Below are 22,835 nucleotides of genomic sequence, written 5' to 3'. Positions count from 1 at the left end.
CGAGGCAGGAACGCCAGCGTCGTGGCCTCCACGCGCATCAAGTAGCGCCACTCGCGCACGAGCGGCTCCGAGGCCCATCCCGTCGAGGACAGCAACAGCAGCAACGCGGCCAGTCCGCTTCGCTTCCCGTGCATCATCGCCTCCCCAGTGCCCCCGGACCGAGGCACAGACGAGAGGCACACCGAAGCGTGGCTCGTGTCCGCCGGGGGCTGAGTGCTCGACGATGCACCCCATGCCTGACAGTCAGTCGTCCGCGCTCGCCCGCAGCGAGCCACCGGAGACCGGGCCCTGGCGGACACCCAGGGCGTGCGGAGGATATCGCCCCCTCGCCTCCGAGGGCAGCGTCCCTTCACGAACGACGGGCTCGCCACTAACACGGTGTCGGATGGATGGGGCCCTTCGCTAGACTCCGGTCTACCGCGTGAGGGAAGGGGGAATGGTCATGCCGGACGAGAGTCCGAAGGACGGCGCCGCCGACTCGAGGCTCTTCGCCTCCGTCGTCGAGGCACGCTCGCGAAGCACCACCGACACCACGCGCACCTTCTGGGTGGCCCCCCTCGTGGTGGCCCTCCACGTCCTCCTCCTCATCGGCCTCGACGGCATCTGGCACGGCTCCACGCGCGCCCCCAAGCTCGAGGCGAAGGACGACGACGCCCTCGTCCTGCGCCTCCTCGCCGCGCCACCTCCGCCCCCGCCGGCCCCCGCCGCCGCCATGCCCACCGCGCCGCGCCTCGCCACCGCCCGGCGCGCCCGCCCCTTCCCCAAGCCCACCCTCTCCCGACTCCAACCCCCACGGCCCGAGACACCGGCTGCCATCGACCCGCCCGTGGCCCAGCCCCAGGTCCCCGCGCTCGACACCGCCGCCGCCACGCCCGGCGGTGTCTCCGGGGGCGTCGCCGGAGGCATCATCGGCGGCATGGTGAACAGCGTGCTCGTCGCGAGCAGCGCGGGCCTGCTGCCCGTCGCCCCTCCTCCGCCCACCGCCGAGCAGCGCGCCGCCTGGGAGGAGGAATACTTCGAGGTGATGTTCCGCGACCGCTTCGAGAACGTGCGCTACCCGCACCAGGCGGCCATGGCCGGCATCGAGGGCCGCTTCGCGCTCCGCATCACCGTCGGCACCCGAGGCCAGCTCCTCGCGCTCGCCATCGTCGGCCGCTGCCCCCACTACGTCCTCTGCGACGCCGCGATGGCCGCCGTGCGCGAGGCGGCCCCCTTCCCTCCGCCTCCGTCCGCGCTCGGCCCGCGCGTCACCGTGGAGCTGCCCTTCAACTACCACCTGCGCTGACCGTCTCCGGCGCCAACGCGCTCAGCGCCCGACACGCACGCCATCGCGCCAGGCTCCACTCCGGCCAGGACACGTCCGCGCACGCCTGGGCCCTGAACTCGTCGTTCAGCTGCTTCGTCGACGGCAGCCCCCGCGCCAGCTCCGGCACCGCGTCCAGCGACAGCTCGTACAGGTACCCCACGTCCACCACGCCATCCGCGCGCGCAACCCGCTCGCCCTCGCCCGACAGCCGCCCTGAGTCCTCCGCCAGCTCCCGCGCCAGGTTGTGCCGCACGATGAGCGCATCCGGGTTGATGACATTCACCGTCACCACCGCCCCCAGCGCCGCGGCGAAGGCCCCCACCGCGAATCGCTCCGGCCGCCACCACAGCGTCACGCCGCGCCACGCCAGCACCCCGCCCAGGAACACCATGAACACGTGCGTGAACACCCGCAGCCGCGTGTAGCCGAAGGCATCCTCGTACATCCCCAGCCGCTTCATCGCCGAGGCGAGGATGGCCACCGTCAACACCGTCATCACGCTCGCCGCCACCTGGAAGGCCACCTTCGCCTTCGCCGTCTCGCGCACCGTCCACCGCGCCAGCGCCATGATGAGGCACAGGGTCAGCATCGACACGAGCAGCAGCTCGAAGAAGCCCCGGCGCGCGTACTCCGCATACGAGTACCCCGGCGCGGGCGAGGCCGCGTCACCGACGAAGAGGTACGCCACCTGGAAGCGCACGAACACCAGGAACAACACATCCACCGCGACCAGCAGCGTCAGCGCCTCGGTGAGCCCCAGCCACGCCCGCCCCTCGCCCACCTCCTCCTCACCCATCTCCCGCCGCGTCCGACGCCGCAGCGCGTGCCCCACCAGCGCCGCCGTGGCGCTCGCCGAGAACAGCACGCCCAACACCCGCCCCACCCCCTCCTCCAACACCGTCCCCACATCCAGCGCCAACACCCGCTCCAGCGCGGAGGCGAACGCCGCGTCCGCCGACCAGAGCAGCATCAGGAACAACCCCACCACCGGCAACGTCAGCACCAGCCCGCGCAGCAGTGGGAAGAGCCCGGGCAGCCTCGACGCGACCCCGCGCAGGTCCACCGCCTCGCGCACCATCGCGGGCGGCTGCACCAGGCTCCGGAACACCGTGGACACCACCACGCCGGGGTAGTCCCCCAACGCCAGCCGCTCCACGCGCCCGGTGGCCCAGAAGTGCGCCACCAGCGCGAACAGCGCCCCCACCGTCAGCAGGTTCAACAACTGAAGCCACGGGCTGTCGCGCACCGCCATGAAGCCCGCGACCACCACCAGCGGCGTCAACAGCCACGTGTTGGGCGCGGCGCGCTGCCAGCCCTCGCGGCCACCCACCCAGAGCAGCGCGCCCACCAGCGCCAGCACCATCAGCGGGAACGACACGCCCCAGTGCTCCCGCCCCAGGAGCACCTCCGCGAGCACGCCCACCCCCAGCGCCACCCCCAGCGTGCGCCGGGGCGCGAAGGGCTTCACGCGAGGCCGGGCGACGGGCTGCGCCGGAGCGGCGCTCGCCGGAGTCGAGGGAACAGCAGGCAAGGACGATGACATGACGGCACACCCCGTACGGACGTCGGCTGAAGACGTCCGCAGGATGCGCCCTGCCCACGCACAGGGGGCTTCGGAGCGGGCGAGCGGTCGCCCGCGCCACCTGGCCGGCCTACGTCCCCGGCTGACCGGCCTTCATCCACCCCTCGCGCTCCAGCAGCCCCGCCACGCGGGCGGCCACCTCGTCGCGGATGCGGTGCACCAGCACCTCCGACTTGCCCTGCGGGTCATCCAGCGGCCAGTCCTCGCGCTGCAGCCCCGGCACGTTCGGACAGACCTCGCCACAGCCCAGCGTGATGAGCCAATGGGCGCCCTTCGCCAGCTCGTTCGTGAGCTGCTGCGGCCGGGCCGCCGACAGGTCCAGGCCCGCGTCGGCCATGGCCTCGAGCACCTCCGGGTGCAAACGCTCACCGGGCTGCGTCCCCGCGGAGATGGCCCGTGCCTTGTCCGGGTCCGCCAGCACGTTGAAGAACGCCGCCGCCATCTGCGAGCGACCCGCGTTCCGCACACAGGCGAAGATGACCTTGTTCATCGCTACGACTCCTCCTGGTCCCTGGCAGCGCCGCGCCCCTCCCCCGCGCGACGCTTGTCATAAGGGCATCCCCTCATGGGCGGCCCCGCGCGGAAACTGACACATCCCGTGAAGGGATGCTCGCAAAGAGAGCGAAAAGGCCCTTGTCTGTCTGTATGGGTTGGTAAGGCCACAGCAGACAGCCCGGGGGTGTCTGGCCTGCCCCATTGGTCAACGCTTGTCTGCGGGATGGCAGGCCGCCCGCACGCGAGGATGCATAGGTTCAGGCGACGACCATGCACTCGATTCCCACATGGCTCTGGGGCGTCTTCTGGGCGGCGGTGTTGACACTGCTCGTGGTGGACCTGCTCGGACACCGAGGCCACCACGGCGAGTCCCGCCGGGCGGCCTGGATGTGGACGGGGGTGTGGGTGGCCGCGGGTCTGGCCTTCGGAGGGCTGGTGTGGGCGGTGCTCGGCGCCGACGCGGGCCAGGAATACCTGGCGGCGTGGCTCATCGAGAAGAGCCTCAGCCTGGACAACGCCTTCGTCTTCCTCGTCATCTTCCAGAGCCTGTCGGTCCCGGTGCGCGCGCAGCACCAGGTGCTGTTCCTGGGCATCTTCGGCGCGCTCGTCTTCCGCGCGCTCTTCATCTTCGTGGGGGCGGCCGCGCTGGAGCGCTGGACCTGGGTGTCCTACGTCTTCGGCGCCATCCTGCTGGTCACCGCCTGGCGCGTGCTGCGCGAGGACCCCGCGAAGCAGCAGGACAACCGGGCCGTGAGCTGGTTGTCGCGTCACCTGCCAGTGACACAGCACCTGCACGACAAGAAGTTCATCGTCCGGCGCGAGGACGGCCGCCGCGTGGCCACGCCGCTCCTGTTGGCGCTGCTGGGTCTGGAGCTGACGGACATCCTCTTCGCGGTGGACTCGGTGCCGGCGGCCTTCTCCGTGACGAAGGACACCTTCGTCCTCTACAGCTCCAACGCCTTCGCGATTCTCGGCTTGAGGGCGCTGTACCTGGTGCTGGCCGGCACGCTGGGCAAGCTGCGCTACCTGCACTACGGACTGTCGGGCGTGCTCGCGTTCGCGGGGCTGAAGATGGTGGTGACGCCCTGGTTCCACGTGCCGCCGCTGCCGTCGGTGCTCGTCATCGTCGCGATGGTGGGCACCGCCGTGGTGGCGAGCCTCATCGCCCGCCGTCGCGAGGGCCCGGCCGCCTCCCGCGAGGAGGGGCCGGAGCCGGATGCGACGCTGAGGCGTTAGTCCTCGACGCCGGCGCCCGCGCCGGACAGGTCGTCCGTGGCGTCGCCGAGCACGAAGCCGTCGAAGGCCGCGTTGGCCATGACCTTCACGCGCTCCTCGTGCTTCTTGATGAGCGCCATGTTCGCCGCGGCGGCCTTCTTGGACGCCTCGGAGAGCGCCTCGCCGGTGCCGTTGGCGGTGTCCGACAGCGCCTCGATCTGCTCCTCCAGGCCCGTGCGCGCCTCCTCGAGCTGCGCGCGCGCGTCTGCGGACAGCGAGCCGTCCTCCAGCTTCTTGTCCAGCTCCGCGACCTGCTTCTCCATGGCCTCCACGGCCTTGACGCTCATCTGCTGCACCGCCGCCGAGCTCTCCGCCACCATGGACGCGTAGACGGTGGTGGTGATGGTCTGGAACTCGTTGGGCGACATGCCGTGCTTCTTCAGGCCCTCGATGTACGCGGCGCGCACGTCCGCCATCATCCCGCCCAGGAGGTTCACGGCCTCCATCGCGGAGTCGAACGAGGGCTTCGCGTCTTCACCCGAGCCGTGCTTCTCCTGGAAGGCCTTGGACTTGTCCTCGTAGGTCTTGAACACGGGCAGCGAGGACTCGCGCACGGAGAGGTACGTGGTCAGCCGGTCTTCCTTCAGCTCCAGCACCTGACCCTCGGCGGGCACCTGGAAGGGGTGGGCCTTGTTCAGGTCCACCAGCTCCTGCTGCTGCGTCTGGATCTTCTGGACGGCCGCCATGCCGTCACTCGCCTTGTTGGCGATCCACAGCCCGCCCACCACCATGAACCCGACGATGCCGAGGATGATGACGCCACAGCCGATTCCCACACCGATGAGGACCTTCTTCATTCACCCCTCCGAGAAACACGAGTCATGCCCCCCGTGCTACCCGGGTGCGCCCCCAGGAGCAAGTGCGCCATGCCTGCTCGGCAGGTCCGGAATACCCCGTGGAATCGTCCGGGGCAGGCGAGGCGTCAGGGCCACGCGGCCACCTGCGGCGAGGCCGGGAGCGCGCGTGGCAGGCGCACCATGAAGAGCGTGCCGTCGCGCGCGTTGGAGCGCACGCGCAGCCGCCCTCCGTGGGCATCGACGATGTGCTTCACGATGAAGAGGCCCAGGCCCAGGCCGCCGCGCCCGTCGCGTGACTCGGGGCGCTCGGCGCGCTTCATGGGTTCGAACAGGCGCGACAAGAGCTCGGTGGGAATCGCGTCGCCCATGTTGTGCACGCTGAGCACCACGGAGTCCCGCGTGCCATGGGTGCGCACCAGCACCGGGCAGTGGCTGGGGCTGTAGCTGATGGCGTTGTTCACCAGGTTGGTGATGACCTGGGCCAGCCGGTCCGCGTCCCACAGGCCCGCGCCGCTGCCGCCGTACTCGAGCTCCAGCGTGCGCTCGGGGTGCGCGAGCCGCACCTCGTCCAGCACCTGCCGCGTCAGCTCGTGCAGGTCCAGGGGGCGCGGCTGCATGGGGATGCCCCCGCCGAGCCGGGCCTGGGTGAAGTCCAGCACGTCGCGCAGCATGCGCGTGGCGCGCTCGGCGCTGGAGAGGATGCGGTCGATGATTTTCCGCTGACGCTCGTCCAGGTTCTCGCGCCGCAACAGCGTGGTGGACGCCATGGTGATGGCGGACAGGGGGTTGCGCAAATCGTGGCCGACGATGCCGATGAGCAGCTGCTCGAACTCGGCGCGGCGCCGGGCCTCCTCCTCCGTGGCGCGGCGCTCGGTGACGTCCTGCATGGCGCCCACCATGCGCAGGGGCCAGCCGGCCGCGTCGCGCACCACCTGGCCCCGGTCCTCGATGACGGCCCAGGTGCCGTCGCCCCGGCGGAACCGGTACTCGTCGCGCCAGTGCTCCTGGCCCTGGTCCATGAGGGCCTGCATGTCCCGGGTGACGCGCTCCCGGTCGTCGGGGTGGATGCTGAGGGTCCACCAGTCGATGTCCATCGGCGCGTCGTGGGGCGACACGCGGAACTGGTGCAGGGCCAGCTCGCTCCATTCGATGCGGCCGGTGGCCAGGTTCCAGTCGTAGATGACGTCGCTGGTGGCGCGCGTGGCCAGCCGGTAGCGCATCTCCGACTGACGCAGCACCTCCTCGGCGCGGCGGCGCTCGGTGATGTCCAGGGACACGCCCGACACGCTCCGCACCCGCCCGTCCGGCCCCAGGTCCGGCGAGACGTAGGCCATGAACCACGCACCACCGACCTCCATCTCCAGGGAGAACCTCTCGCCCCCCTGCGCGCGGCGCGCGGCGTCCAGCAGCTCCGGCCGGCCCGCGTACACCTCCGAGGTGTTGCGCCCCACCATGGTGCCCGGCTCCACGCCCATGGCCTTCAGGCCCTGTCCCTCGAAGAGGGTGATGTTGCCCACGGGGTCCGTGGCCCACAGCACGACGGGCAGCTCGGTGATGACCCGGCGCAGTCGCTCCCGGGCCTCGTCGCGCTCCTTCTGCGCCAGCCGCGCCTCGGTGACGTCCGTGGAGATGCCGCACACCGCATGCGCCTGTCCGCCCATGCCGGGCAGGGCGAACTTGAGCGACTGATAGGTGTGCCAGCCGTCGGGGCGACGGACACGCTCATCGGACTCCAGGGGACGCCCCGTCTCGAGGACGCGCCGGTCCGTGGCGGTGAACACGTCCGCCACCTCGCGGGAGAACAGCTCGTAATCGGTGCGCCCCACGGCTTCTTCCCTGCGCACGGCGCCGTGGAGCTCGAAGGCGCGGTTGACGAAGAGGTAACGCCCCGAGGCGTCCTTCGCGTAGATGGCGGCGGGCGCGTGGTCGAGGATGTCGTGCAGCTTCGTCTCCGTCTCGCGCAGCGTCCGCTCCCGTTCGTTGGAGTGGCGCTGGACCGCGTCCGCGATGCACACGTCGATGACCCGGTTGAGCGCGCGCATCCCCTCGAAGTCCGGGGTCCACCCCGCGTCCTCCAGCACCTCCACGAGCACGTCCCGCAGCAGGCCGTACTCCCGCACCACCGCGGCGATGTCCGCGCCTTCCCGGGCGTGCTCCGCGCCGCGCCCCTCCAGCGACGGGGGGCCGCTCCACTCGGGCGAGACGCTGAGCAGGCGCAGCAGCTCCACCACCGAGTCCACCCATGCTCGCGAGCCCGTCGTCTGCTCCCGCCGTCGCGGCGGCGCTTCGTCCCCCGCCACCCCCGCGCGTGTCTCCCAGCGCCGGGCGATGTCCTCCCGGCGCGAGGACAGGAGGTCCAGCAGGAGACGGGTGGGCATGGGACAGGGGTTCATGGGCACGCCCTCCTCCCCCGTCCCGAGCGCGGCCAGGACCGACGCGTCCCAGCCACGGAGCGCCTGTCCCGCCGGGTGCGCGCTCGTGCTGGCCCGCCCTTCGCCGGTCGCTCGCGGGAGCGGACCGTGTTGGATGATTCGCGCGGAGGCATGGCCGTCAACAATGGGATATTGCGCCCGAGGCTTCCGGGCCCCTCGCCCTCTCGGGCCGCCTGGGCGCAGCCCCGCTCGGGAGGCGGGCACCAGGGCGCCTCGTGTGCCGTCCGGCGTGAGGTCGTGATTCATGCGCAGGGCACCGGCGAGCAGGCGCCCCACAACCCCCGTCGGGCGCGCCGGGCCTGGGACTCCAGGGCCTCGAGCTCCTCGCGACGGGAGTCCCCCGCGGGCGGGACATGGAGCACACAGGCGAGGCCCCGCTCCACGAGCAGCGCGCTCACGTCGCGGTCGTCGACGAAGACGTAGGCGAGCCGGCGACCGAAGTGGTCCTCACACGCCTCCGCGTCGACGAGTGTCACGCGGCGACCCTCGACGAGGCTCCGGTTGAACGCGTGCGCCTCGCGGCCGAAACACGCGTGCTTGCCCGCCGTGCTCTCCGGGGTGTCCACGAGCAGATAACGGACACGCACGCCGCCCTCGAGGACGAGGGTGTCGCCGTCGATGACCTCCGTCACGAGTCCTGTCGAGGGTCCACACGTGCCACCCGGGTCCGCACCGCACCCGAGGACTCCCGCGATGAGCCATGCCGCGAGGAGGGCGAACCGCCGTGTCGATGGGATGGGGTTCATCGCGGGCATGCGCGGTTCTCCAATCCCGGTGTGCCCCGGTCTCCCAGGCCATAACGCGCGCTCGAAGGCGCGGCGCAGAAGCTCCCTGGCAGGTCATTGCGCTGGGCATCACTGCTCGAGGGGTCCACCTGCCAGGACACGCCCGGCGTCGCGGCGTTCGACCAGGTGATGGCCTCCAGCACCCGACCGTCCTTCATCAACCGGAGCGAGCGGGCTCCCGCGGTGTTGGCGAGGTTGAAGGAGAAGGTGGCGAGCACCGCCGGCAAGCCCCCGTTGAGCGCCGGGTCCAGGCTGCGCGCGAGCACCGCGCGGGTGCCTGTCCTGAGCGACAAGCAGAGCGCGGCTTCGAGCGTCGTGCTCGCTCCGCTCTCGTTCATCAGGGTGATTCCGTTGAGGTCCACCTCGCGCGTCGCGAGGACCTCGACCCACTCTCCCACGCCGTCGGCGACCACGGTCGGGTCCGCCATGAACTCCGTGAGGACGATGGAGCCGACCTCCGGTACGCGGACCGCGCGAGCGCGTCCCGTGATTCGGTCGACACAGGTGGAGCCTGGGGGACCGGCATCGGGAGACCCGGCATCCGGAGGACCGGCATCCCGGGGCCCTGCGTCCGAGCTCGAACCGGCATCGCGTCCGGCATCCGGTGCGCCACCATCGGAAGTCCCCGCGTCACGCCCCGCGTCGGCGGACCCGCCATCCTGTGCGCCGGCATCTGTGTTGCCCTCGGTGCAGCGGGTGTTCGCCCGTCCCGGACTCCCCAGGTTGCCACGCTCTCCATAGCGCTCCCGTGCCGGACACCAGGACGACAGTGAATCGTTGTCGAACGCGTTCGCCCGTTCCACCGACACCTGGGTCGCCACGCCTTCCCTCGCGGGTCCGTACTCGACCGCATCCACGACCACGTCTCCCGCTCGCACGCGCACGACGCCACCTGCGTTGCGGAGGTCCACACCGAACGTGGCCAGGGGCGTGGGCAACCCTCCGTTCAGGACCGCATCCGCGCGTCGGGCCAGCAGCGCATACCCTCCCGCCGGGAGCGACAGGCATTGTGTCCCCTGCAGCCGTGTCCCCGAAGTGTCCGAGCCCACCGTCAATCCATTCAGGTCCACCGGAGCCAGGGCGAGGACCTCCACCCACTCGGCCGAGGTGTCATCGCCGATGGGGTTCACCATCAACTCGGTGATGACCAATTCCCCCACGCGAGGCCACCGCACCGGACGCGCCGCCAGCCCCTCCAACGGGGAACATTGCTCCACGCCGCCATCGCGCCCGGAGGCCCCTTCCGTCAGCGCACACGGCGCGTTCGCCGCACCTGGGCTCCCCTGGAATGCACCACCCACGGTGGGGCCCTCGGAGTCACACCAGCGCGTCGTGTCGTCGTTGCCAGCGGAGTCCGGCACCAGTCGCCCGTCGTACACACGCGCGACACCACTCTTCGCGGGCGCAGTCAGCGGGACTTCATCAATCACCCGGGAACCGCATCGCAGCCCCAACCGTCCCGACGTGTTCCCCAGCGCGCCCAGCGAATCGCCGTAGGACAGGTCCACGTGCGCGGGCACGGTCCCCTCGCGAACGTCGCCCAGCACCAGATAATCACCGGGTGCCATCGACAGTGGCTCGTCGAACAGGAAGGTCTTCTCCTGCGAGCCATCCGAGCGTGAGGCATGGAGCGTCAGTCCCTCCAGACTCACGGGCACCGGGAGCGGGTTGTGCAGCTCCACGTACTCGCGCCCCGTGTCGGTTCCGTCGGGGTCGTTCAAGTACTCGGTGATGACGACGTCCCCCGGCAACAGGTCCGCGCAGGCATCCTCCGCCCACTCCTCCGCCGGCGCCCCACAGCCACTCAACCCCACCACGCACAACCACCATCCCCAACGCCTCACGTCACCCCTCCTCCTCACCGACTCCAAGTCCCCACCACGCCTCGGGAGCGCATCTCCACATCCAGGTGGACCCCGTGTCGCAGTGCGTTCCGCCGGCTGCGCCAAACGCATCGCAGCCCACGCATCGTCGACCCACGAAGGCACTCCAGCGCACGTCCCTTCAGAACCGCGTCTCCACATCCAGTTGGAACAGGTGGCGCGGCTCATCCGGCGGCATGCGCGCGGTCCGCGCGTCCTTCAGGTCCACGACCCACGCGTAGCGACCTCGCATCGTCGTCCCCTCCAGGACGCTCCAGCGCAGGTCCACCGTCGTGCGCACCTCCTGTCGAAGCCGCGTGCGCTCGGCCATGTCCTCGTCCCTCCACTGGACGCGTCCTCCCACCCTCCAGGACTCCGCCGGCCGAAGCTTCACCTCGACGAGCGCCCGCCCATCCCATCGCGCTGCCGAGGTCCCCGTCTCCACCACGCGCGCCTGGCCATACTCCGCGGCCACCTCGACCCGCTCCGACAACACCGAGCGCACCCGCGCCGTGGCCCCCTGTCGCCCTCCGCTCGAACACGCCGCCACCTCATCCGGCTCGGCGTCCTCATCCCGCTCCACCCGTGCACACAGCGTGGACCGTCCCGCTCCGGACAAGCGCGCATCGAGCCGAAGCGAAGGCTGCAACCCCGTCCAGGCCAGCACATCCATCCGAGCCGAGGCCCGCAGACGCGTCAGCCCCGCGGTCCCCTCCACCACGCCATCCGAGGGCCACGTCCAGCCATCCACCTGTCCGCGAAACCGCCACGCTCCCGCGTCGCGATGCAGGTAGCGCAATCGCACGCCCAGCTCGTTGCGAACCCGCTGTCCCTCCAACACATCCGGCCCCGAGGTTGCGCCACTGTAGGGATTCACGAAGCCACGTCCGTAGTAGCGCAGCGATACCTCCAGCTCACGCCCCACTCCCGAGACCACCGTGCGCTGAAGCGCCGCCCAACCCCCGCCCTCTCCAGGCACGGAGTCGAAGCTGCGCGACAGCTCCAGGAAGACATCCACCGGCCCCGTCCCCCACGCCGCATCCACCCCCACCGCACCGAAGCCACCGCCCGCCGGGTAGCGAGCACCCGGCTGGAAGTCGAGCACCGCCCCCTCCACCGCGAACCCAGGCCGCGCACCCCAACCCGTCAGCCCGATGCGTGCCCGCGGCGAGACAGCGAGCGTCGCGTTCCCACCTCCAGCCCACTCACGAAACATCCCCGGCAACACGCTCGCCCGGAGCTGCGCCCTTCGCGCACCCGCCACCGGCACCAGCACCTCCGGCGCCGAGCACGCCCCCGACGAGGAACACCTGCCCCGGTCCAACACCTCCGAGCGCCGCAGCGAGCGCCCCTGATACGAACCGAAGCCCGTGAGCGTCAGCGCCAAGCCATCCCCCACCCCCCCACGCACACTCCCCGCGACGCCTCGAAAGGGCTCGTCCCATCGGAAGTCCGGCGTGATGTCCGCGTCACGCGCGTCCTCGTCACACGCCGAGGACGTCAGCAGACACTCCCGCTCGGGCGCTCCAGGAGGACTCACGCCATCCTCTGGAAGAAATCCCTCCGGCGAGGGCAGCGCCGTGGTGTCCAGCGTGAGCCGCTGACCAAATCCCAGCCGATACGTGCCCACCAACACCGAGGCCCGCGTCCCCGTCCACCGCGCATGGAACTTGGGCAGCAACACCGCCGAGCCCGGCGCCTCCACCACCAGCGCCCGACTCCGCGCTTCCCGCCGAGGCGTCCCCACCCTGCGACGCGCCCACACCGCGAGCACTCCGACGCGCAGTCCCCCGACTCCTCCCGCCCTCACCTGCAACGCCACCGGAGGCCCTCGCGAATCCGACAGCGCGAACGCCGTCAGCAACCTCGCGTCCCCCGTCACGCGCCCCGAGTCCTCCTCCACCAGGAATGGCGCGAGCCGACGCGCCTCCGCGGCCGTCAGGAACGTCGACGCGTCACCGGAGTCGCGCGCACGCAACCACGCATCCACCTCCGCGTACGTGAGGCCCGGAAGCGCATGGAGCGTGTCTCGCGTCGCCCGCTCCGGCTCGACGCCCGCCCGGCGCAGCGCCACCAGCGCCGCCCAGCTCTCGGCGGAGAGCGTCCCCTCCTCCATGAGCCCGAACAGCTCCAGCTCACCGTCGACGTCGGGCTCCACCTCGTACGGGGCCGCCCAGGCCGATGACATCCCCCACAGCAGCCACCAACACCCCCACCACCCCAGGAACCGATGCACGCGGCGCCGGCTCTGCACGCCGGAGACCACGCTTCCCTACAGTGGCGCTCCACGCCTCCCGCATCCGGAGCCGGGATTGAGCGTCCAGCCTCCGGACACGTGCGCGGCCTCAGGCGAGGACCGGATGCCTCGAGTCGACCAGCAGCAGCTCCTCCATCACGGACCGGGCCGCCACCGCGCGGGCCAGCGCCGCCGCATAGGTCAGCCGCGCCTCGTCACTGCCATCCAGCGCCGCCCTCGCGCGCTCCAGGTCGGCCTCGGTCAACATCAGCAACGCGGACAGGTGCAGTCGGTTCAGTTCCAACAAGGGGGACTCCGGAGGGGGGCGGCCGCTGCCTCCCCAGTATGACAGGAAGCCCCGACGACCCCAGGCCCCCCCGGGGAGTGCACTCCCGGGACCAGGCGGCCTGTCAGGCGGAAGACCCCTCGGGTGTACGCCCCAGAACCACCGGCGGCGCGGAAGCAGGGCGACGGGGGCCCGTCCATGTATGCTGTCCGCCGCATCCACATGGGCCACGTCCACATCGTCCGAGACCTTCCCTCCCCCCAGGAGGGCTTCTCCCGCACCGTGCGCATCTACACGCCGGATGCGTACGACGCGATGCCCTGGCATCGCTTCCCCGTGCTGTACATGCACGACGGGCAGAACGTCTTCGCCCATCCGGAGTCCGCCCTCTTCGACACCTGGTGCGCCAACCTCGCGCTCGAAGAGGCGGTGGACTCGGGCCACCTGGAGCCGTGGATCATCGTCGCGGTGGACTCGGGCCAGGGGCGGCTCCAGGAGTACTCGCCCTGGGACGACACCACCGGCCGGGTGAAGGCGCGCGGCGAGTCCTACGCCCGCTTCCTCGTCGAACACTTGAAGCCCCTGGTCGACCAGAACTACCGCACCCGCGAGGGCGCCGAGTGGACGGGCGCCATGGGCTCGTCGCTCGGCGGGCTGATGTCGCTCTACCTGGGCTCGCGCTACCCGAACATCTTCGGCCGCATCGGCGCGCTGTCGCCCACCGTCATGTGGAGCAACAGCCGGCTGTTCTCCGAGTGGGGCACCCACCCGCGCCGCTGGACGCGCATCTACCTGGACGCGGGCGAGCAGGAGTTCATCCACGCCGACGGCGTCCCGCTCGACTACGGCCGCGGCACACGCGCCTTCTACGAGCACCTCAAGACGCTGGGCTACGCGGACCACGAGGTGTCGCTGGTGCTGGAGCCGGGCGGTGAACACCACGAGCGGGACTGGCAGCGCCGGCTGCCCCTGGCGATGCGCTGGCTGCTGGCGTGAAGCAAGGCACCTTCGTCCCCCTCGAGCAGCGCATCGTCTACTCCCAGGTCGTGGAGGGCCTGCTGCAGCACGGGCTCTCCGGCCGCATCTCCCCCCGGCTCCAGAAGCGGCTCAAGCAGGCCGGCGTCGACGTCGAGAAGCCGCTGCTGCCCACCTACCCGGTGGTGATGTGGAGCCACTGCCTGCGCATCATCGTGGAGGAGACCTGGCCCGGCCTCACCCTGGAGGAGGGCTTCCGCCAGCTCGCCGCCGCGCACGTGGAGGGCTACGGGCGCACGTTCATCGGCCGCGCGGTGTTCGGCGTCATGCGGCTGCTCGGCGCCCGGCGGCTGGTGCTGCGGCTGCCCCAGACGCTGCGCGCCACGGACAACTACACCGAGGTGCAGCTGGTGGAGAGGAGCCCCACCGCGTTCGAGATGCGGATGAACTCCGTGCTGGACTGCCCCGGCTACTCGGAGTCCCTCTTCGAGAACATGCTGCGCGTGGGCGGCGCCGAGTCCCCCAAGGTGACGACGCTGTCCGTGGAGGAGGGCCACACCACGTACCTGCTCACCTGGAAGGAGCGCTGAGGCCAGGTCACTTCTTCGTCGCCTGGATGAAGCGCACCGCGTCCTGCATCGCGTCCAGGTCCGTGTGCCGGGACAGGTACATCTCCTCGCCCAGGAGGCTGTGGTAGATGGGCGGCAGCTCGCGGTGCAGCAGGAGGGCGGGCCCCAGCCGCTTCACCACCTCGTCGTGCGAGTGCAGGTAGCGCCGCCCGTGGCGCCGCGCGCTGTGACAGACGTGGTAGCGCGGCGTGTAGCGGAAGTCCGCCACCGGGTCCCCCGTCATCACCCGCGCCCAGAGCCGGTACACGTCGATGTCGCACGTGTAGTTCATCATGTCCGGGATGAAGCCGCCGGGCGGCCGCAGGTTGGCCTCCAGCACCACGAAGCGGCCGTCGGGCAGCCGGAAGAACTCCAGGTGGAACCAGCGCTCGCGCAGCCCGAAGGCGGCCACCACCTGACGGCCGAGCACGTCCAGCGCGGGGGGAATCTCCAGGTGGCTCCAGAAGGAGATGTCGCGCCGCTCCACCACCGTCTCCATGCCGCCGTCGCTGTACTCGTGGCTGAGCGTGAAGACGATGACGCCGTGGCGGTCGACGATGCCGTCGTAGGTGACGATGGTGCCGCGCACGAAGGGCTGCGCGACGTAGGTCGTGGGCAGCGGGTGGGCCAGGGCCGCGTCCACGTCCGCGTCGCTCGCCACCTTGAAGGTGTTGGCGGCGCCCACGCCCACGTCGGGCTTGAGCACCAGCGGGTAGCCCACGCGCGTGGCGAACTCCTTCACCTGCCCAGCGTCGCGCACGCGGATGAGGTCCGGATGGGGCACGCCCGCCTGCTGGAACACCTGCGCCATGCCCGACTTCGAGCGCATCCGGTGGATGTCCGCGGGGTGGAGGCCGGGGACGTGGAAGTCCTCGCGCAGCCGCGCCTCCACCTCCAGCCAGGACTCGTTGAGCGAGTCGATGCGCTCCAGCCGCCCGTGCCGCCAGGTGAGGTAGCCCGCCGCCCGGGTGAGCGTGTCCTCGTCGTGCAGGCTGGGGACGAAGTAGTACTCGCGCAGCGCGTCGCGCAGCTCCTGGCGCAAGGACTCGTAGGGCGCGTCACCGATGCCCAGCACCGTCACGCCCCGCTCGCGCAGCGCGGTGACGAAGTGGAAGAAGTGGGACGGGAAGTGCGGAGAGATGAAGACGAAGTTCATGGCTCCTCGGGGCGACAGTCCCGGCTCTCCATGAACCATAGCGCGACGGGCGCCTTCTCCCAGTTCCTTGTCGACGCCCCCGAGGCCCGGCGACGGTAGGAATTACCGCCGCCGGGCCGGCCTCGAGGCGAGGACAGGCCCCTCGCGGAGTCTCAGCGCAGGTGCGTGAAGACGCGCGGCGAGGTGGGCCACAGCACGTCCGGCGAGGGCAACAGGCACGCCACGCGCATCCCGCCGGACCAGGGCACCCACCCCGAGCCGAGCATCAGCCCGGCGGACACGCAGGGACTGCGGAGCATCGCCGAGCACTGGGCGCCCTTCGCCACCATGTCCCGCATGGCCACGCGCAACAGGCGCTTGCGCTCGGCGCGCGGCACCGACTCGTGGAACGCCATCAGGTCCACCAGGGCGATGGTCAGCGCCCCCCGGGCATTCATGGGCAGCAGGTAGTAGTTGACCAGGCCCCGCACCGAGCCATGCCGCTCCAGCACCAGGGTGCGCGGCACGTCGCGGTACTGGAGCTGGTGCGCCAGTCGCTCCGTCGTGTAGCCGTACCCCAGGCTCACCGACTCCATCGACCGGTCGACCAGCCCCATGCAGGCGGGCAAATCACTGGGGTGATAGGGACGGATGCCCTGGGTGTCCACGTCGACGGGGGGCCGTCGCGGCCATCGGCTCGCGAGGGAGAAGAGGGCGCGCTGGGGCGCGGAGGTCGCCCACCGGGCCACGGCCCCCATGTCGAAGACGTGGAGCCACAGCCCCAGGGAGTCGAAGGTCCTCGTGCCCCCCATCTTCTTCCAGAAGCGCTCCCCCGCCGAGCCATCCGCCAGGCACGCCAGCACCAGGGCTGAGCCGCGCTCGCGCTGACGCTCGGACATCTCCTGGGCCAGCTTCTGGCCCACCCCCTCGCCCCGGAACGCCGGGTCGACGCTGAACCAACTGCCATAGGTGCCGTCCACGTCCTGGTCGCCGAGCCGCAGCCGGATGGGCTCCGTGAAGAGGACCCCCGCCAGCTTGCCGCCCTTGTACGCGCCCAGGCGGTACTCGGGCGTGGCGAGCGGGTTGCCGAAGAGCACCCAGTCGAGCAGGCGGGGCTGGAACTCCGTGAGCGGTCCCTGGGCGGCGTAGTACTCGCCCCAGACGCGGTTGACGAAGGCGGACGCGTCCTGGGCGTCGCCCTCGTACGTCCGCACCTCAACCATGGCGATGCTCGCGGACCTCGGGGGCGCTGGCGGCCTGCGCGGGGTGGGGGCCGAACAGGTGCGTGAAGAGCGCGCGCGTGGGGGGCGTGAGCATCTCCCACGCGGGCACGTGGACGCGCTCCTGCGCGACGAGCACCTTCGCGTAGAGCGCCTCGTAGACGCGCTTCACCGTCCCCGGGGCGATGGCGTCCACGTCGAAGGCGGGCACCAGCCCCACCAGCGTGTAGCCGCGGTTCTCGGCGTTGCGCTGCCCCAGCGGCGTCTTCAGCGTGGAGTAGTACAGCACCACCTCCGCGCCGATGTTGCGCCCCACGACCTCCAACGCCGCGGTGCCCAGCGAGCCCAGGCCCAGGCCCCGGCGCGACGGCTCGACGACGCCCATGGCCGCGGAGAGCTGGAGCCCGCGCACGTTGCGCTCCAACGTCAGCAGGCCGATGATGTCCCCGCTCGCCTCCTCACGGCACACGATGGCGTACAGCGGGCGGTCGGGCGACTCGCCGCGCAGGTACACCTCGCGCTCGTAGAAGGACGGGTCCAGGTGGCGGCTCTCCGTGCCCACGCGAATGTCCGGGTACCAGGTGGACAGCAGGCTCGTGAGCCGGGGGATGTCCTCGCGAGCCAGCTGCTCGGCCGTGCACCCCGCCGGCGTATCCAGACCCGACAACAGCTCCTCGAGACTCAACCAACGCATCACGTTCATGCGGCGCCACGATAGGTTCGCACGCCAAGGAGCCAAGGGCCGGGCGCGGTGAAACCCGTGAGGCTGTCGCTGAGACGTCAGCGCGTTTCATCAAGCGTGACGTGCTCCACAGCCAGCGCGTCACCGAGTGGGCACCCCCCGCGTTCGCGCGGATTTGGTCCCAGGGTGGTGTCGCTGGAGCGACGCGAGGATGCCTTTTTGGGGCCCCCTCGTACGGCTGTCCCGGCGCCTGACGAAAAGGAGTGTCTCGCCTGTCCCCCCGGGCAGCCGTCGCCTCGAGGCCCGCGCGGGAGCCGGGGCATGACGACGCAGGGTGGACCGGCGTATGAAATGGGTGTCGGGTTCCCGCGTTGGGAACAGACAGTGAACGTCCGAGCCCCCCTGGTGAGCCATCCATGAATCCTGGCGGACCCGCCACCTCCCCGCGCCCGCCCCAGCACGCGATGACGCCCGCGAAAGCGGCCTCACCGTGGAAGCTGCCGGTGGTGCTCCAGCCGCACCAGAACCTCCTGGCGAACTACCTGCTGGGCTCGCTGCTGGCGGGGCCGGGCTTCCCCATCCTCGCGCTCATCCGGTACTTCAAGTACCACACGCTGCGCTACGAGCTGGACGAGGAGGGCATCACCATGCGGTGGGGCATCCTCTTCCGCCGCGAGGTGTCGCTCACGTACGCGCGCATCCAGGACATCCACCTGTCCAGCCACGTGGTGGAGCGCTGGCTGGGGCTCGCGCGCATCCTCATCCAGACGGCCAGCGGCAGCGCCCAGGCGGAAATCACCATCGAGGGGGTGCAGGACTTCGAGGCGATGAGGGACCTGCTCTACTCGAAGATGCGCGGCGCCCGGGACACGAAGGCGGACGCGCACGGGAAGCCGGCCGCGCTGGTGTCCGGCGAGTCGGAGGCGCTGGCCGCGGCGCTGCGCGAGGTCGCCGCCGAGGTGCGCGCGCTGCGACAGGAGCTGGCCACCCCCGCCGTCACCCCGGAGAAGACGAATGGCTGACGTGCCCCATGCATGGCTGCTGCGCTGGCTGAAGGTGCCCTCCGAGCGCCAGCTCCCCGAGGGCACGGTGCGGGTGTTCAACGCGGCGCCCGCGTACCTGAACTACCGGCGGGCGCTGCTCGCGCTCAAGCAGGTGGGGGTGCTCGCGGGCACGGTGGTGGGCTGGTTGTTCATCAGCCGCTGGGTGCCGATGATTCTCGACTTCCCGTACACGCGGCCGGTCATGTACGCGCTCGAGGCGTTCGTGTGGGTGGGCTACCTGGTGATGTTCCCGGTGAGCTTCTTCGTCATCCGGTTGGACTACGAGCTGCGCTGGTACGCGCTCACGGACCGCAGCCTGCGCGTGCACGAGGGCATCATGGCGCTGCGCGAGAAGACGATGACGTTCGCCAACATCCAGCAGATCTCCATCCAGCAGAACCCGCTCCAGCGGCTGCTCGGCATCGCGGACGTGAAGGTGGAGACGGCGGGCGGCGGCAGCGGCTCGCACGGCGGCGACGCGGACCTGAACCCGGCCGAGCACCTGCACGAGGCGCGCTTCCGGGGCGTGAGCGATCCGGAGGCGATTCGGGACGCCATCCTGGAGCGCGTGCGGATGCACCGTGACACCGGCCTGGGCGAGCCCACGGAGCTGGTCACGCGGCCCCCGGAGTCCGCCTCCGTGGCGGGCACCGGGTCCCCCGTGGCCGCGGCGAAGGAGCTGCTCACGGAGGTGCGCGAGCTCCGGGGCGCGCTCGCCTCGCGCCGCGCGCCGTGAGCAGGGAGTGCCTGGGACGGGGCAGCTCGCGCGGCCCCCGGGCGTGGACATGGAACAGCCCGGTCGACCCACCAGGGGCCGCCGGGCTGTCTTCATCCATGTGACGCCGGGGGGAAAGCGTTACGCGTTCGGGCGGACCATCGTCACGTCGAACTGGCGGCCGACCACGTAGCCATCGCGGGGACCGGGGCGGGTGAGGTTGCCCGTGTTGGGGTCCACGTAGAAGCGGTTGTTCGCGTTGGTGTCCGCGCCGCGGCTCTGGTTGCGCGTCGCCGGGTCGTTGAACGTGTAGTAGGTGCGGCCCTGCGCGTCCGTGCCGCGGCCGGTGATGACCACGAAGTGGTCCGTGATGCCGTCCGCGTTGCCGACGTTGCGGCCCGTCTTGTGGTTGACGCCCACGACCACCGGCTTGCCCGCGGCCAGCTGCTGGTCGATGTAGTTGCGCCCGCGCTCCGCCGCCGCGCGGTCCACGGACACGCCGTTGGGGCCCTCGCTGGTGGCGACCTGGATGCGCTGGTCGACGCTCGTCACGTTGGCGCCGGCCTGGCGGGCCATCGCGGTGGCGGCGCGGAAGCACGCCTTGTCACCGGCGCGCTCGACCTGCGAGGCGTCGTACTGGCTGATCCACGGGGTGCGCGTCTGCACCGCGGCCCGGTCCGTGGCCGCCGCGACCTGCGCGGTGTCGGTCAGGTCCGTGGGCGTCGCGCCCTCGGTCGAGGTGACGGGGCGCTCCGAGGACGGGCGCGGCCGGGGGATGGGCACGTTGTCCGGGAGGACCGTGTCCGTCGTGGGGCGCTCGGAGACCGGGCGCGGCTGGGGGATGGGCACGTTGCTCGGCTGCGCCGGGTCCGTGTTGCCGGTGCGGTAGCCACGCGCGTCGAGCGCCGACACGAGCGCCGTCTCGCGGCGCGTCTGGTCCGCGCGCAGGCGGGACTCGCTGTGGTTGAAGCCCGCGGCGCGCAGGACGCCCTGGTCGTTGCGGTACGCATCCACGCGCGCGTCGATGAGCGAGTCGCGGGTGACGCCGCGCGGGTCCTGCGCCAGCTTGGGCATCTCGCGGTTGATGAAGTTCTGCGCGGCGCGCGGCGACTGGGTGTGCAGGTCGAAGAACGTGGACGCGAGCAGCGCGTTGTTCGGGTCCAGGCCCGCGGCGCGAGCGGCGCGCTCGTAGGCGGGGGTGGCGTTGGTGAGCTCGCGGTTCCAGATCTGGTCCGCCTGCTCGGGCGTGCGCGCGCCCTGGCCCTGGTAGGAGAACGAGCCGCGGTTGTGCTTCGCGTTGCCCGGGTCCGAGTGGCCGCCGTAGCTGGAGGTGGTGGAGCCGTCGGGGCGGCGGTTGCCCTCGGAGGTGCCGACGACGATGGCGGCCTCGGAGTTGGAGCCGCCGCGCGTGAAGGCGCTCAGGTCCTGGATGTTGCGGTAGCCGTTCTGCGTGCCGGACACGGTGTTGGACGTGATGCCCGCCGCCGCCGTGGTGCCCGCGTCGAAGGTGTCCCCGGGGGTCTGCGTCGGCTGGCGGCGCAGGCCCTGGTTGTTCTGCGTCGAGGCGGCCGCGTCGAAGCCGTCGCGCTGGCCGGGCAGGCGCAGGGTGGCTCCCGCGCGAATCTTGTTCGGGTCCGCCAGGTTGTTGAGCCGGGCCAGCTCCTCGACCGTGGTGCCCTCGCGCTTGGCGATCCTGCTGAGCGTCTCGCGCTCACGAATCTGGTGGGTACGGGGCTCGCGGTTGCTGACGTTCCTGACAGACATGTGGATGGCTCCCTATGAGGTCCGACGCGCCCCTCCCCAATGGCTGTCAGCCGGGGAAGCGCATCAACAGACGCCAAACGGATTTTCAAGATCACCCACCAAAAGTTGCGAACCCACCCAAATTCACCTTCCCCTACAGAGGGAAACCACGCGCCCCCGCACCCCCTGTCCGCCTGTTAATGCGGTGCATTAAATGGGGAATTCCAGAGAGTCTGTGACCTGATTGCCACACGCAATTTCAGCCTCATGACCATTTTTCGACCCGACCACCTGCAATCAATTGCGGGCGGAGTGTCTGTCCTGGCCGACAGTGAGTCTGTCTTGACGCCGACAGTTCCCCGGCGGACGAAGCCTTTGGAGCAGTGAGAGTCGAAAGATTTTGTCTGGGTGAATCGGGAATCGAGCACCCACGGGCGCTTCAAGACGCCACAGCCAGCGACAGGTCCCGGCGACTCAATCCCATGACATCCAAAATTTCTGGCCTCAATGAATGTCACGAATCGGTGAACCGGGACCGCCGCGGCGCCCGCGGGCTACTGGCAGTTCGCCGGGCCCATGCAGGAGTAGGTGAGGAGCCAGGACGCGGTGCGGCCCGACGAAGTCACCCCACAACTGCCTTCGGTCTCCGTCACGTTGCAGGAGCCCTTGGGGCAGGCCGTCGCGAGCTTCGCGTAGGCGTTCTCCTGAGCAATCGCCCACGCCGCTCCGCAGTTGAAGCTGGAGCCCGAGCCACTCAGGGTCCGCCGCGTGGGCTCGCAGACGCACGCCACGACCGTGCAGTACGTCCGGGCGCCATCACACTCCACCCAGCCGCCGCTCTCCGTCCCGGCATGACAGATGCCGTTGGCGGAGGAGCACGAGACGGACGTCCCGTTCGAGCACTGCTGGGACACCTGACAGCTCAGCTCCGCCTCGGAGCCCTCCAGGTTCGGGTCGACATCCTCCAACTCGCTCGCGCCACACGCGGCGAAGAGGAGGACGGACGCCAGGACACCACCACGACCGAAGATGCCACGGGTCTGTCTTTGCATCCGGGCACGATAGAGGCCGCGCTTCCACGGCCTCCATCGTGGGAACCCGCACGCGGGCTACCGGCAGTTCGCCGGCTCCTTGCACGAGTACGTCCGGGTGACGCTCGCGCGGAAGCCATCCGTCCGGTTGGGACCCAGCGCGATGCACTCGCCCAGGGCGTCGGAGCTGTTGCAGCCGCCCGCCGGGCAGCGCTGCGCCACCGCGGAGGTCAGCAGCGTGCGCGCCTGGTTCATCGCCGCGCCGCAGGTGATGCCCTCACCCGAGCGCGTCGCCGTATAGCGCGTGCTCCCGCACGTACACGCGGGCGGGCAATAGGTGCGAATCCCATCACATTCCACCCAGCCACCATTGTCCGGGCTGGAGCTGCACGTGCTCCCCGCCGACGAGCACGTCACCGGAGTCCCGCTCGGACAGGACTGCTCCACGCTGCACAACGCCGCCTCGGAGGACTCGAGCGTGCCCTGCTCGTCGCTCGGGTCCCCGGCATTGCACGCCGTCAGTCCAAACATCACGACCGCCATCACACTCAACAGCCCACGGGTTCGAAGGTTCATGCGCCGGGACGCTAGAACCCTCCGTGAAGCCACATCAAGAGCGGAAAGGTC

General features: G+C 70.7%; 20 protein-coding genes. 6 read left to right on the top strand and 14 right to left on the bottom strand.

Annotated features, from left to right (window positions below):
• Positions 1-442: 442 nt before the first annotated feature.
• Positions 443-1,285 (top strand): TonB family protein, encoded by an 843-nt coding sequence (locus tag LXT21_RS42950; protein ID WP_254044051.1) that lies wholly within the window; start codon positions 443-445, stop codon positions 1,283-1,285.
• On the opposite strand, the gene LXT21_RS42945 is transcribed toward LXT21_RS42950, so the two are convergent.
• Positions 1,266-2,849: a DUF4153 domain-containing protein gene (locus LXT21_RS42945; RefSeq protein WP_254044050.1), complete on the bottom strand. Its 1,584-nt coding sequence runs from the start codon at positions 2,847-2,849 to the stop codon at positions 1,266-1,268. The genes LXT21_RS42950 and LXT21_RS42945 overlap by 20 nt on opposite strands.
• 109 nt (positions 2,850-2,958) lie before the next feature.
• Positions 2,959-3,378, bottom strand: a complete 420-nt coding sequence (locus LXT21_RS42940) for an arsenate reductase/protein-tyrosine-phosphatase family protein (protein WP_254044049.1) — start codon at positions 3,376-3,378, stop codon at positions 2,959-2,961.
• Between the two features lie 275 nt (positions 3,379-3,653).
• On the opposite strand from LXT21_RS42940, the gene LXT21_RS42935 reads away from it, so the two are divergent.
• Positions 3,654-4,619 carry a TerC/Alx family metal homeostasis membrane protein gene (locus tag LXT21_RS42935; RefSeq protein WP_254044048.1) on the top strand — a complete coding sequence of 322 codons (966 nt, stop codon included), beginning with the start codon at positions 3,654-3,656 and terminating at the stop codon, positions 4,617-4,619.
• Here LXT21_RS42935 and LXT21_RS42930 read toward each other — a convergent pair.
• The 6 genes from LXT21_RS42930 to LXT21_RS42905 form a co-directional block, all read right to left on the bottom strand.
• A complete protein-coding gene (locus LXT21_RS42930; protein WP_254044047.1) occupies positions 4,616-5,455 on the bottom strand; it encodes a hypothetical protein in 840 nt (279 codons plus the stop codon). The two genes, LXT21_RS42935 and LXT21_RS42930, sit on opposite strands and share 4 nt — an antisense overlap.
• A 125-nt stretch (positions 5,456-5,580) precedes the next feature.
• Entirely contained in the window at positions 5,581-7,848 is a 2,268-nt protein-coding gene (locus LXT21_RS42925; RefSeq protein ID WP_254044046.1) for a PAS domain-containing sensor histidine kinase, read from the bottom strand.
• Between the two features lie 281 nt (positions 7,849-8,129).
• Complete coding sequence (locus LXT21_RS42920; protein ID WP_254044045.1) at positions 8,130-8,642, bottom strand: thermonuclease family protein; 513 nt, start codon at positions 8,640-8,642, stop codon at positions 8,130-8,132.
• Positions 8,630-10,516 (bottom strand): lamin tail domain-containing protein, encoded by a 1,887-nt coding sequence (locus tag LXT21_RS42915; RefSeq protein WP_254044044.1) that lies wholly within the window; start codon positions 10,514-10,516, stop codon positions 8,630-8,632. The genes LXT21_RS42920 and LXT21_RS42915 overlap by 13 nt, the downstream gene beginning before the upstream one ends.
• Before the next feature lie 160 nt (positions 10,517-10,676).
• Positions 10,677-12,722, bottom strand: a complete 2,046-nt coding sequence (locus LXT21_RS42910; protein ID WP_254044043.1) for a hypothetical protein — start codon at positions 12,720-12,722, stop codon at positions 10,677-10,679.
• A 157-nt stretch (positions 12,723-12,879) separates the two neighbouring features.
• Positions 12,880-13,077, bottom strand: a complete 198-nt coding sequence (locus tag LXT21_RS42905) for a hypothetical protein (protein ID WP_254044042.1) — start codon at positions 13,075-13,077, stop codon at positions 12,880-12,882.
• A 201-nt stretch (positions 13,078-13,278) separates the two neighbouring features.
• Between LXT21_RS42905 and LXT21_RS42900 the strand changes: the two genes are divergently transcribed.
• Both LXT21_RS42900 and LXT21_RS42895 read left to right on the top strand, forming a co-directional pair.
• Entirely contained in the window at positions 13,279-14,052 is a 774-nt protein-coding gene (locus LXT21_RS42900; protein ID WP_254044058.1) for an alpha/beta hydrolase, read from the top strand.
• The gene (locus tag LXT21_RS42895; RefSeq protein ID WP_254044041.1) at positions 14,049-14,621 is read left to right on the top strand and encodes a TIGR02265 family protein; all 573 of its coding nucleotides are present in this window, start codon (positions 14,049-14,051) and stop codon (positions 14,619-14,621) included. The genes LXT21_RS42900 and LXT21_RS42895 overlap by 4 nt, the downstream gene beginning before the upstream one ends.
• 7 nt (positions 14,622-14,628) lie before the next feature.
• Here LXT21_RS42895 and LXT21_RS42890 read toward each other — a convergent pair whose 3' ends face one another.
• From LXT21_RS42890 to LXT21_RS42880, 3 genes are all read right to left on the bottom strand, one after another.
• Positions 14,629-15,795: an ATP-grasp domain-containing protein gene (locus LXT21_RS42890; RefSeq protein WP_254044040.1), complete on the bottom strand. Its 1,167-nt coding sequence runs from the start codon at positions 15,793-15,795 to the stop codon at positions 14,629-14,631.
• A gap of 152 nt (positions 15,796-15,947) precedes the next feature.
• Positions 15,948-16,997 carry a GNAT family N-acetyltransferase gene (locus tag LXT21_RS42885; protein WP_254044039.1) on the bottom strand — a complete coding sequence of 350 codons (1,050 nt, stop codon included), beginning with the start codon at positions 16,995-16,997 and terminating at the stop codon, positions 15,948-15,950.
• Positions 16,990-17,697, bottom strand: coding sequence for a hypothetical protein (locus tag LXT21_RS42880; RefSeq protein WP_254044038.1), 708 nt, complete (start codon positions 17,695-17,697; stop codon positions 16,990-16,992). Before LXT21_RS42880 ends, LXT21_RS42885 begins: the two co-directional genes overlap by 8 nt.
• A gap of 395 nt (positions 17,698-18,092) precedes the next feature.
• On the opposite strand from LXT21_RS42880, the gene LXT21_RS42875 reads away from it, so the two are divergent.
• Together LXT21_RS42875 and LXT21_RS42870 are read left to right on the top strand one after the other, a co-directional pair.
• Positions 18,093-18,698: a PH domain-containing protein gene (locus tag LXT21_RS42875; RefSeq protein WP_254044037.1), complete on the top strand. Its 606-nt coding sequence runs from the start codon at positions 18,093-18,095 to the stop codon at positions 18,696-18,698.
• Positions 18,691-19,455 carry a PH domain-containing protein gene (locus tag LXT21_RS42870; RefSeq protein WP_254044036.1) on the top strand — a complete coding sequence of 255 codons (765 nt, stop codon included), beginning with the start codon at positions 18,691-18,693 and terminating at the stop codon, positions 19,453-19,455. The genes LXT21_RS42875 and LXT21_RS42870 overlap by 8 nt, the downstream gene beginning before the upstream one ends.
• A 120-nt stretch (positions 19,456-19,575) precedes the next feature.
• Here LXT21_RS42870 and LXT21_RS42865 read toward each other — a convergent pair whose 3' ends face one another.
• From LXT21_RS42865 to LXT21_RS42855, 3 genes are all read right to left on the bottom strand, one after another.
• Positions 19,576-21,198, bottom strand: coding sequence for a LysM peptidoglycan-binding domain-containing protein (locus tag LXT21_RS42865; protein ID WP_254044035.1), 1,623 nt, complete (start codon positions 21,196-21,198; stop codon positions 19,576-19,578).
• 533 nt (positions 21,199-21,731) lie between these two features.
• Positions 21,732-22,229, bottom strand: coding sequence for a hypothetical protein (locus LXT21_RS42860; RefSeq protein ID WP_254044034.1), 498 nt, complete (start codon positions 22,227-22,229; stop codon positions 21,732-21,734).
• 57 nt (positions 22,230-22,286) lie between these two features.
• Positions 22,287-22,784 (bottom strand): hypothetical protein, encoded by a 498-nt coding sequence (locus LXT21_RS42855; RefSeq protein WP_254044033.1) that lies wholly within the window; start codon positions 22,782-22,784, stop codon positions 22,287-22,289.
• Positions 22,785-22,835: the final 51 nt, after the last annotated feature.

Origin of the sequence: Myxococcus guangdongensis, from assembly GCF_024198255.1 — a bacterium.
GTDB lineage: Bacteria > Myxococcota > Myxococcia > Myxococcales > Myxococcaceae > Myxococcus > Myxococcus guangdongensis.
The sequence above is the reverse complement of the archived record's forward strand: the minus strand, read 5'-3'. Positions and strand labels throughout refer to the sequence as shown.

What these genes read in the sequence shown, in the direction of transcription:
- LXT21_RS42865 (WP_254044035.1), bottom strand. Translation starts at nt 21,198, where the DNA reads ATGTCTGTCAGGAACGTCAGCAACCGCGAGCCCCGTACCCACCAGATT.
- LXT21_RS42875 (WP_254044037.1), top strand. Translation starts at nt 18,093, where the DNA reads ATGAATCCTGGCGGACCCGCCACCTCCCCGCGCCCGCCCCAGCACGCG.
- LXT21_RS42855 (WP_254044033.1), bottom strand. Translation starts at nt 22,784, where the DNA reads ATGAACCTTCGAACCCGTGGGCTGTTGAGTGTGATGGCGGTCGTGATG.
- LXT21_RS42860 (WP_254044034.1), bottom strand. Translation starts at nt 22,229, where the DNA reads ATGCAAAGACAGACCCGTGGCATCTTCGGTCGTGGTGGTGTCCTGGCG.
- LXT21_RS42910 (WP_254044043.1), bottom strand. Translation starts at nt 12,722, where the DNA reads ATGTCATCGGCCTGGGCGGCCCCGTACGAGGTGGAGCCCGACGTCGAC.
- LXT21_RS42930 (WP_254044047.1), bottom strand. Translation starts at nt 5,455, where the DNA reads ATGAAGAAGGTCCTCATCGGTGTGGGAATCGGCTGTGGCGTCATCATC.
- LXT21_RS42950 (WP_254044051.1), top strand. Translation starts at nt 443, where the DNA reads ATGCCGGACGAGAGTCCGAAGGACGGCGCCGCCGACTCGAGGCTCTTC.
- LXT21_RS42925 (WP_254044046.1), bottom strand. Translation starts at nt 7,848, where the DNA reads ATGAACCCCTGTCCCATGCCCACCCGTCTCCTGCTGGACCTCCTGTCC.
- LXT21_RS42900 (WP_254044058.1), top strand. Translation starts at nt 13,279, where the DNA reads ATGGGCCACGTCCACATCGTCCGAGACCTTCCCTCCCCCCAGGAGGGC.
- LXT21_RS42935 (WP_254044048.1), top strand. Translation starts at nt 3,654, where the DNA reads ATGCACTCGATTCCCACATGGCTCTGGGGCGTCTTCTGGGCGGCGGTG.
- LXT21_RS42940 (WP_254044049.1), bottom strand. Translation starts at nt 3,378, where the DNA reads ATGAACAAGGTCATCTTCGCCTGTGTGCGGAACGCGGGTCGCTCGCAG.
- LXT21_RS42945 (WP_254044050.1), bottom strand. Translation starts at nt 2,849, where the DNA reads ATGTCATCGTCCTTGCCTGCTGTTCCCTCGACTCCGGCGAGCGCCGCT.
- LXT21_RS42885 (WP_254044039.1), bottom strand. Translation starts at nt 16,997, where the DNA reads ATGGTTGAGGTGCGGACGTACGAGGGCGACGCCCAGGACGCGTCCGCC.
- LXT21_RS42920 (WP_254044045.1), bottom strand. Translation starts at nt 8,642, where the DNA reads ATGCCCGCGATGAACCCCATCCCATCGACACGGCGGTTCGCCCTCCTC.
- LXT21_RS42880 (WP_254044038.1), bottom strand. Translation starts at nt 17,697, where the DNA reads ATGAACGTGATGCGTTGGTTGAGTCTCGAGGAGCTGTTGTCGGGTCTG.
- LXT21_RS42870 (WP_254044036.1), top strand. Translation starts at nt 18,691, where the DNA reads ATGGCTGACGTGCCCCATGCATGGCTGCTGCGCTGGCTGAAGGTGCCC.
- LXT21_RS42890 (WP_254044040.1), bottom strand. Translation starts at nt 15,795, where the DNA reads ATGAACTTCGTCTTCATCTCTCCGCACTTCCCGTCCCACTTCTTCCAC.